Origin of the sequence: Flavobacterium sp., assembly GCF_017985075.1 — a bacterium.
Taxonomy (GTDB): Bacteria; Bacteroidota; Bacteroidia; order Flavobacteriales; family Flavobacteriaceae; genus Flavobacterium.
In genome coordinates this window covers 1-5,410 of record NZ_JAGNYF010000088.1, presented here as the reverse complement: position 1 = coordinate 5,410, position 5,410 = coordinate 1, and the positions used below count along the sequence as shown (strand labels likewise).

The 5,410-nt window shown below is 30.5% G+C and carries 4 protein-coding genes, 1 tRNA gene and 1 pseudogene; 5 read left to right on the top strand and 1 reads right to left on the bottom strand.

Features of this window, described 5'->3' with window-relative positions; genetic code table 11:
* From KA468_RS10475 to KA468_RS10460, 4 genes and pseudogenes are all read left to right on the top strand, one after another.
* Positions 1-375, top strand: a pseudogene (locus KA468_RS10475) (DUF58 domain-containing protein); the annotation flags it as partial.
* A gap of 86 nt (positions 376-461) precedes the next feature.
* Positions 462-535: transfer RNA gene (locus KA468_RS10470), tRNA-Asp, on the top strand.
* Between the two features lie 318 nt (positions 536-853).
* Positions 854-3,568 carry a T9SS type A sorting domain-containing protein gene (locus tag KA468_RS10465; protein ID WP_291242880.1) on the top strand — a complete coding sequence of 905 codons (2,715 nt, stop codon included), beginning with the start codon at positions 854-856 and terminating at the stop codon, positions 3,566-3,568.
* Positions 3,569-3,720: 152 nt separating this feature from the next.
* Positions 3,721-4,191: a hypothetical protein gene (locus KA468_RS10460; protein ID WP_291242879.1), complete on the top strand. Its 471-nt coding sequence runs from the start codon at positions 3,721-3,723 to the stop codon at positions 4,189-4,191.
* Between the two features lie 16 nt (positions 4,192-4,207).
* Here KA468_RS10460 and KA468_RS10455 read toward each other — a convergent pair whose 3' ends face one another.
* Positions 4,208-5,128: a hypothetical protein gene (locus KA468_RS10455; RefSeq protein WP_291242878.1), complete on the bottom strand. Its 921-nt coding sequence runs from the start codon at positions 5,126-5,128 to the stop codon at positions 4,208-4,210.
* A gap of 118 nt (positions 5,129-5,246) precedes the next feature.
* On the opposite strand from KA468_RS10455, the gene KA468_RS10450 reads away from it, so the two are divergent.
* A partial coding sequence (locus KA468_RS10450) for a crossover junction endodeoxyribonuclease RuvC (protein ID WP_291242881.1) occupies positions 5,247-5,410 on the top strand: 164 nt, incomplete at its 3' end.

Sequence of the window (5,410 nt, the reverse complement as noted above, 5' to 3'; positions counted from 1 at the left end):
CATCGTCGTTCGATGATTATTTTGTTTACAGATATGTTTATCGACGAAGATAATGAAAAACTATTTAGTGCTTTGCAGCATTTAAAGCATAATAAACATAAGGTGGTTTTGTTTCACATTTTTGATAAAAAAACAGAGTTGAATTTCGATTTCGATAACACACCAAGAAAGTTTATCGATATGGAAACTGGTGAAGAAGTAAACGTATTTGCCGAAAACATGAAAGAAAGTTACGAAAAAGTAGTAAATACTTATTTTGAAAACATAGCCAATACGTGCGCTTCTTATAAAATTAAGTATGTTCCAGTTTCAGTGGATGAAAATTTTGAAAAAATACTTACTACATATTTAGTTGAAAAACAGAAGTTTGGATAAGTAATGGTTCTTATTTCTGATTTTTTTTATTAAAATATTTGCAAGTTAGAAAAACTGTAGTATATTTGCACTCGCATTACAGCAACGGTTTGGTAGTTCAGTTGGTTAGAATACCTGCCTGTCACGCAGGGGGTCGCGGGTTCGAGTCCCGTCCAGACCGCAACATTTGGGAAGCATTCTAAGAAATTAGAATGCTTTTTTGCCCAAATATCTTGAGTGTTCAAGAGAAACGTAGTTGTGTTGTTTAGTCCGCCTTGGCGGACAAAGGTTTAGTAGTTAGACCAATGAAAAGCTTTCCACTTTGTGGATGGCTTTTTTGATTTATACTCTTCTCATTTACTTTTTTAGCCTTACAAAGGTGTAATTCATAGGTTTTTTTTTCATTAGAACTGATTTTTTTAAATAAATACTTATTTTATAGATAAATTACTTATATTTAGCCACTTAAAATATAAAATTAATATTTAATACCTATAAAATGAAGAAAAAATTACTTGTATTATTACTTCTTTTGAGTGTAGCCATTAACACTGTTAACGCTCAATGTTTGCCACCATCGAATGTTTTTGTGTCAAATATTACAACCAATTCTGCTACACTTTCTTGGGTGCCGAATACTTCGACAACACCTTCAGAATACAACATTCAATTATTTATGAATGGAACAGTTGTTGCAGGAAATTTTGCTACTCAAACGAGTCCATTTGTTTTAACTGGTTTACCTTGTGGAACAACTTGTTCAGCTCAAATTGTTTCGGTTTGTTCACCTAATGTTATTAGCGCACCAAGTGCTTTATTTACTTTTACTACTTTGCCTTGTCCGCCTCAGTTTGGTCAACCTCAAAGTATGACGACTTGTGTAACAAACGGATTCGGATGTTTCAATTTAGCAAGTAATACACAAAATATTTTAGCAAATCAACCTGCAAATTTATATACTGTAACGTATCATTCTTCTCAAGCAGATGCTGTTTCTGGTGCTAATCCATTGGTTAGCCCACATTGTGTGAATCAAGGAAGTTATACTGTTTTTTCTAGAGTTACTGAAATTTCTTCTGGAAATATGATGCAAATTAGTGGCTTTACAATAAATGCTGTTGACTATCAAGTTATGCCAGCTTTAAACCCTATGGTGCAATGTGATGATAATAACGACCAACAAGTTGTTTTTGATTTAACTACTTCACAAGCAGTAATTAATACAAATAATGCATTAGTTTATTATCCAACATTGGTTGCAGCACAAAACCAAGTAAACCCACTAACACCTGCTACTAATTTTGTAGTTCCTGTTTCTGCTTCTAGTAGTACTATTTTTATTAGAGAGATTATTGCAGATGCATGTGATAAAATATACCCAAGAACTGTTTTTGCACAATCTAATTGTAATTTAGCTTCATCATGTGCAAATGCTAATTTATTGTGTAATTCATTAGGAATTCCATTCTCAAATACAATTAGTGTTGCTAGTACAAGTAATGCAGGATGTCTGGGCACTACGCCAAATCCAACATGGTTTTACTTACCAATTAGTGCTTCTGGAAGTATTAATTTAGTAATTACACAAGGAAATAACGCACCTAGTTTTAACAATCAAGATGTAGATTATATTATTTACGGTCCTTTTACAAGTGGTACACCAAGTTGTAATTTAGTAGGGCCAAGTAATATCGTAAGTTGTAGTTATTCAGCTGCTTCTACTGAATATCCTGTGATTCAAAATGCACAAGCTGGACAATATTATTTAATGATGGTTACTAATTTCTCCAATCAAAATGGATTTATAACTATTAATAATATGTCAACTTCTACAGGGGTAATAAACTGTACAGGTTTTACATTTAATGCCTTTTTAGATTCAAATAATAATGGTACAAAAGATACTGGAGAAGTGAATTTCCCTTTAGGAAAGTTTACACATGAGAAAAATGATAATGGCTTGGTTCATAATGTAATAGCTCCAACAGGATCATTTAGTATTTATGATATGGTTACTACTAATTCATATGATGTTTCTTTTGTAGTAAACCCAGCATATGCAACTATGTATAATGTAAATCCTTCTCAGTTTTTGAATTTAACTCCAACAGGAGCTGGAATGACAACTTATAATTTTCCAGTAACATCGCTTCAAAATTATAACGATTTAGGAGTCGCAGTTGTTCCGTTTAATGCGCCAAGACCAGGATTTAATTATATTAATAGAATTGTCTACGCGAATTTAGGAAATCAAATTATTCCTTCTGGAACGATAACATATACAAAACCTAGTGCAGTATCAATTGTATCTACTAATCCAGCGACTACTAGTACAACAACAGGTTTTACTTATAATTTTATCAACTTGTTACCTTTTGAGGTAAGAACTGTTGATGTAGTTATGTTAGTGCCTACTATACCAACTGTGAATGCGAATGATTATTTGGTAAGTCAAGCTTCTATAGTTCCAACTACTGGCGACGTAGTTCTTGAAAACAACACAAATACTTTAACTCAAATGGTTGTAAATGCTTACGATCCAAATGATAAAATGGAAGCACGTGGCCCTCAAATATTACATTCTAGTTTTACTTCTAATGATTATTTATACTACACAATCCGTTTTGAAAACACTGGTAACGCTAGTGCTATTAATGTAAGAATCAATGATGTATTAAATAGTAAATTAGATGAAAGTACATTATCAATGATTAGTTCTAGTCATGCATATGAATTAGACAGAGTAGGTACAGAATTGAATTGGAAATTTAATAATATTCAATTACCTGTTTCGGTTGCCAACTCTACAATCGGAAAAGGTTATGTAACTTTCAAAATCAAACCAAAAGCGGGGTATGCTGTTGGTGATATTATTCCAAACGCGGCATCAATTTATTTTGACTATAACCCAGCAATTGTAACAAATACGTTTACAACTGAATTTGTGGCGTTATTAGAATCAGAATCATTTAATACCAATGAGTTTATGGTATATCCAAACCCAACGAATTCAATATTGAATATTCAATCTAAAAATAATCAAACTATTTCTGAAGTAAATGTTTACGATTTATTAGGTAAAAAACTTACCAATAAAAAAGTAACTGTTTCAACTACAGAAATTGATTTAACAAATTATACTCCAGGATTATATGTATTAGAAGTTATTTCAGCAGATAATCAAAAAAGTATTCATAAGATTGTAAAAAAATAATCTTAATAAAATAAGAAAAAATCCCGATTTATTCGGGATTTTTTTATGTCTAATTATGAGGAATTTTATGTGTTAAAATAAAAACAGAGAAAATCAATAAAACATATTCTATAATATTGTATTTTTGAAAATCTAAATAGTTGAAAATCAAAATGAATAAAGTAATTGCTTTTTTTCTAATATTTTTATTGCAATCGTGTCAGTTTTTCGATAAGAAAGTGCCGGATGAAGACGTATTATTAGAACAAGAACTCAAAAAAATAAATTGGAAACAAGTAGATGAATTTCCTTCATTTACAGTTTGCGATTCTTTATCTGATACTTACAGTAAACAAACTTGTTTTTATGAAACACTTTCTTCGCAATTACATGCTAAATTGAAAGATGATAGTATTGCTAAATTATTTCCGCAATTAGATACCATTCAAGTAAAAGTAATTATTTCATCAAATTCGGATGTAAATTTTGAAGCTATTATTTCGGATTCAATTACATATGATAAAGTGCAATTAGATAGCATTTTTCAATTGCGATTAACTGATTTTCCGAAAATTAATCCAGCTATAAAAAGAGGGATCCCTGTAAAATCAGAATTTCAATTACCAGTAGTTTTACAGAAATAAGAATAAACTTTGGTGATTAATTATTTCTTTTTGGTTTAAAAATCAACACAAAATAACTCCCAATTAGTACTGGTAAAACTACATTTGCCAGCCACATAAAAGTACTGATAAACAAAACTACGTAGTCATCAATATGTAATTTATTAAAAAACCAAATCGCCACACTTCCTTTTACTACAAAATCTAAAAATTGAAAAGAAGGTAACGAACTGGCAATAAAATATACCGCAGTTATTGTAGCCATTAACGTAAAATAGTCAATTTTCACACCAAACAACACAAACAAAAAATAATATTGATGCGAAAAAGTGACATATCTTGCAAATGCCAATAAAATATTTTTCCGATGTGTTCTTTTAGGTATTTCACCAATTTTTTCTAAAAATAATTTTATTGAATAGCCTTTTATATTTGCGTTTTTTGTCAAAAACATAAAAACACCAATGAAGAAAACGATGGTTACAAGCATTATAAAGTAAAACGTATAACCCAAATATAAAAGACCGATTAACCCGAATATAACAGCAATAATTAACTGAATTCCATTACAAATTACGTTTAAAAACAAAATTCGTTTGGTTTCGTTTTTTGGAAAATAAAGCGCTTTTCCAGCATATTCACCAATTCCGTTTGGAGTAAATAGTCCTGCAGTTACACCAGTTAAAACTTGTTTTGTAGCCGTGTAAAGCGAAATTCTTTCAACTACTTCAACCAAATTCCGCCATTTCAAAATTTCTAAAAACCGATTTAGAACACTAAATCCAAACATAAAAATTATCCAAGAAAGAGTAAATTTATGTTGTACTATCCCTGAAAATTGAGTCCAACTCAGTTTGTCATCGTGAGCTAATTTGTCATATATAAAATAAAAAGCACCAAAAACAATCGTAAGTTTTATTATAAGTGTGAGATATTGTTTAGTTTTGTTTGAAATCATTTTGCAAAGAAAAGAAAATTAAGAGTTATTTCGCAGAGTTACACAAAGTATCTCAGAGAGACACAAAATAATTTAGCGTTACTTTGCGACTGACTTTGTGAATATCTGTTAAAAAAATATGTCAAACGAACGCATCATTCTCGGTATCGATCCAGGAACTACTATTATGGGTTTCGGACTCATCCGTGTGGTAAATAAAAAAATGGAGTTTATTCAGTTAAACGAATTACAACTTAATAAAATGGACGATCATTATATGAAGTTGAAACGAATTTTTGAGCG